Below are 3,854 nucleotides of genomic sequence, written 5' to 3' on the forward strand. Positions count from 1 at the left end.
GCGGGGCTGCTCGGCGGCGACGACAAGAAGCGCTGAACGCGGCCGTTCCGCGCACAGGTCAGCAGGCCCGTCCTCGGTTGAGGGCGGGCCTGCTAGCTGCAGGCGGCGCGGGCGGCTGCGGTGCCCCGCTCAGGGGGTGAGTTCCGAGACGGCGCCCTCATGCACCTCGACGCGGCGCGTGGTGTGCACCGCCTCCAGCATGCGGCGGTCGTGCGTGACGAGCAGGAGCGTGCCCTCGTAACTCGCCAGCGCCGACTCCAACTGCTCGATCGCGGGCAGGTCGAGGTGGTTCGTCGGCTCGTCCAGCACGAGCAGGTTCACACCGCGGCCCTGGAGCAACGCCAGTGCCGCGCGCGTCCGTTCACCCGGTGAGAGAGTCGCGGCGGGGCGCAGCACGTGACGGGCCGACAGCCCGAACTTGGCCAGCAGCGTGCGTACTTCCTCGGGCTCGAGCCCGGCGGCGTCGCGGAACGCGTTCAGCAGGGCTTCGTCGCCGTGGAAGAGCTTCCGCGCCTGATCGACCTCGCCGACCACGACGCCCGAGCCCAACGAGGCCGCTCCGGCCTCGAGTTCGAGCCTGCCCAGCAGCGCGGCGAGCAGAGTGGACTTGCCCGCGCCGTTGGGGCCGGTGACGGCGACACGGTCGCGCCAGTCGATCTGAAGGTTCACGGGCCCCAGCTGGAAGGATCCGCGTCGCACCCGGGCGCCGCGCAGGGTGGCGACGACCGAGCCGGACCGTGGCGCGGCCGCGATCTCCATGCGCAGCTGCCATTCCTTGCGCGGCTCCTCCACGGTCTCCAGCCGCTCGATGAGCCGCTCCGTCTGCCGGGCCTTGGCGGCCTGCTTCTCCGTCGTCTCGATCCGCGCGTTGCGTCCGATCTTGTCGTTGTCGGACATCTTCCGGCGGGCGTTGCGTACGCCCTTCTCCATCCAGCCGCGCTGCAACCGCGCTCTCGACTCCAGCCCGGCGCGGACGCCTGCGTACTCCTCGTACTCCTCACGCGCGTGCCTGCGGGCGAGTTCACGCTCCTCGAGATAGCCGCGGTAGCCGCCGCCGTAGTGGCGCACCTGCTGCTGGGCGTGGTCGAGTTCCAGCACGCTGGTGACGGTGCGGTCCAGGAACTCGCGGTCGTGGCTGACGAGGACGGTGCCGGCCCGCAGCCCGGTGACGAAGGCCTCCAGCCTGGCGAGACCGTCGAGGTCCAGGTCGTTCGTCGGTTCGTCCAGCAGGAAGACGTCGTAGCGGCTCAGCAGCAGCGAGGCGAGCGACGCGCGGGCGGCCTGACCGCCGGAGAGGGCTGTCATGGGCCGCTCCAGGCCCGTGTCCAGGCCGAGTTGGGCGGTGACCACGGCGGCGCGTTCGCTCAGGTCGGCGGCGCCCAGCGCCAGCCACCGTTCCAGCGCGACGGAGTAGTCGTCGTCGGCTCCGGGACGGCCCTCCTCGAGGGCCAGGGTGCTGTCGTCGAGAGCCTTCTGGGCAGCCGCGACGCCCGTACGGCGCTCCAGGAATCCGCTCACCGTCTCGCCGGGCCTGCGTTCCGGCTCCTGCGGCAGGTGCCCCACGGTCGCCGCGGGCGGGCTGAGACCCACGTCCCCCTCTTCCGGATCCGTCAGCCCGGCCAGCATCCGCAGCAGGGTGGACTTGCCTGCGCCGTTCACACCGACGAGGCCGACCACGTCACCGGGGGCGACGACCAGATCGAGTCCGGCGAAGAGGGATCGGTCGCCGTGACCTGCGGCGAGGGCTTTGGCGACGAGTGTGGCGGACATAGCGGCTGATCGTACGGGTGACGGGGGTGTGCTGCGGCGCATTTTCCGCGCGTGACATCGCGAGCCCGCGCCACCCCTGGCCCCGAGCGCTCGGTCCTGGGCCTTCGCCCCCGGCCCTCCCCCTCGCCCCCGGCCGGGCGAAAAACCGGTTGTGACGCGCGCGCGCAGGCCCTAGCGTCCGGGGTGGTCCCATTGCCGCTGACAGGAGAGGCCGTTGCTCCTCTGAGGTCCGAAGACACCGTGCGCACCGTCCGTGCGTGCCACGAGTGCGACCTCAGAAAGCGAGCTGCGAGCCCGTCCGGCAGCTGTCCGGCCGTTCCCGCGCCTTCCCACGCTTTCTCTTCGGTCCGCCCCCGGCGGGGCCCGGTGTCCTCATGCGCTGATCCGCCCGTACGCCGCACCGAGGAGTCACCCATGACCTCACCCGCTTCCGCATCCCTGACCTGCACCCGGCTCGCCTTCAGCTGGCCCGACGGCACACGGGTCCTCTCCGACTTCGACTGGCAGGTCGGCACCGGCCGCACCGGCCTCATCGGCAACAACGGCTCCGGCAAGTCGACGCTGCTGCGCCTGGCCGCGGGCGAACTCGCGCCCGCCGCGGGCACTTTGCGCGTCAGCGGAGAGACCGGGTACCTGCCGCAGAACCTCACCCTCGACACCGCGCTGCGCGTCGACGAAGCGCTGGGCATCGCGGACACCCGTACCGCCCTGCACGCCATCGAGGCCGGCGACGTGCGGCCGGAGCACTTCACGGCTGTCGGCGACGACTGGGACGTGGAGGAACGGGCGCGTGCCGTGCTCGACCAGCTCGGCCTGGGGAGCATCGGCCTCGACCGCACCGTCGGCGAGCTCTCGGGCGGTGAGTCGGTGCTGCTGCGGCTGGCGGCTCTGCTGCTGCGCCGGCCCGACGTGCTGCTGCTGGACGAGCCGACCAACAACCTCGACCGGCGCGCACGGCACCGTCTCTACGAGACCGTCGACGCCTGGCAGGGAGTGCTCGTCGTGGTCAGTCACGACCGCGAACTGCTGGAGCTCGTCGACCAGATCGCGGAGCTGCGCGAGGGCGGCATCCGCTGGTTCGGGGGCAACCTCTCCGTCTACGAGGAGGCCGTCGAAGCCGAACAGGATGCAGCCGAGCGGAAGTTGCGCGTCGCCGAGGCCGACCTGAAACGTCAGCGACGCGAACTCTCCGACGCCCACAGCAAGTTGGCGCGACGCGTCCGCTACGGCAACAAGATGAACGCCAACAAGCGCGAGCCGAAGATCATCATGAACCAGCGCAAGCGTGACGCCCAGGTCTCCGCCGGCAAGCACCGCATCGTGCACGAGCAGCGCATGGAGGACGCCAAGGAGCGCCTGGACGAGGCGGCGCAGCAAGTGCGGGACGACCAGGAGATCCGCGTCGACCTGCCGTTCACCGCCGTGCCCTCCGGGCGTCAGGTGCTGACGCTGCGCGGGCTCGAACTGCGTTACGGGGGACGGGTGGAGCTGGACGTGCACGGGGCGGAGCGCATCGCTCTCACCGGCTCCAACGGCGCCGGCAAGACGACTCTGCTCCGGACGATCGCCGGTCAACTGCCGCCCGCGGCAGGCGAAGCCGAGGCACACGTGCCGCTTCGCCACCTGCCGCAGCGGCTCGACGTCCTGGACGACGAGCTGTCACTCGTGCGGAACGTGTCGCTGCTGGCTCCCGGTGCGAGCGAGAACCGGGTGCGGGCGCAGCTCGCCCGGTTCCTCTTCCGGGGAGCGCGCGCGGACCGGACCGTGGGCTCTCTGTCGGGAGGTGAGCGCTTCAGGGCGACGCTTGCCGCGCTGATGCTCGCGGAGCCCGCACCTCAGCTGCTGATGCTGGACGAGCCCACCAACAACCTGGACATGGCGAGCGTGCGCCAGCTGTGCTCCGCGCTCGAGTCGTACGCCGGGGCGCTGATCGTGGCGGGGCACGACGTGCCGTTCCTGCGCGAGATCGGCATCACGCGCTGGCTGAGGCTGGACGGTGAGCTGGAGGAGGTCGACCCGGAGGAGTTGTGACCCCGGCCGTCACTCCCCCGGGTCCGTCGTCACGTCGAGTGCCGCCGCGCGGA

2 protein-coding genes are annotated in these 3,854 nt (G+C 71.5%); one reads left to right on the forward strand and one right to left on the reverse strand.

Translation table 11 applies throughout. The features are described from left to right. Positions 1-129 precede the first annotated feature (129 nt). Positions 130-1,770 (reverse strand): ABC-F family ATP-binding cassette domain-containing protein, encoded by a 1,641-nt coding sequence (locus H5J26_RS29225; RefSeq protein ID WP_181768978.1) that lies wholly within the window; start codon positions 1,768-1,770, stop codon positions 130-132. A gap of 414 nt (positions 1,771-2,184) precedes the next feature. Here H5J26_RS29225 and H5J26_RS29230 point away from each other — a divergent pair, with 414 nt between their 5' ends. After that, positions 2,185-3,801, forward strand: a complete 1,617-nt coding sequence (locus H5J26_RS29230) for an ABC-F family ATP-binding cassette domain-containing protein (RefSeq protein WP_181768979.1) — start codon at positions 2,185-2,187, stop codon at positions 3,799-3,801. The last annotated feature ends 53 nt before the right edge of the window (positions 3,802-3,854 follow it).

The sequence above is a fragment of the Streptomyces albidus (ex Kaewkla and Franco 2022) genome (genome assembly GCF_013870515.1).
In the GTDB taxonomy this organism is placed as follows: domain Bacteria; phylum Actinomycetota; class Actinomycetes; order Streptomycetales; family Streptomycetaceae; genus Streptomyces; species Streptomyces albidus.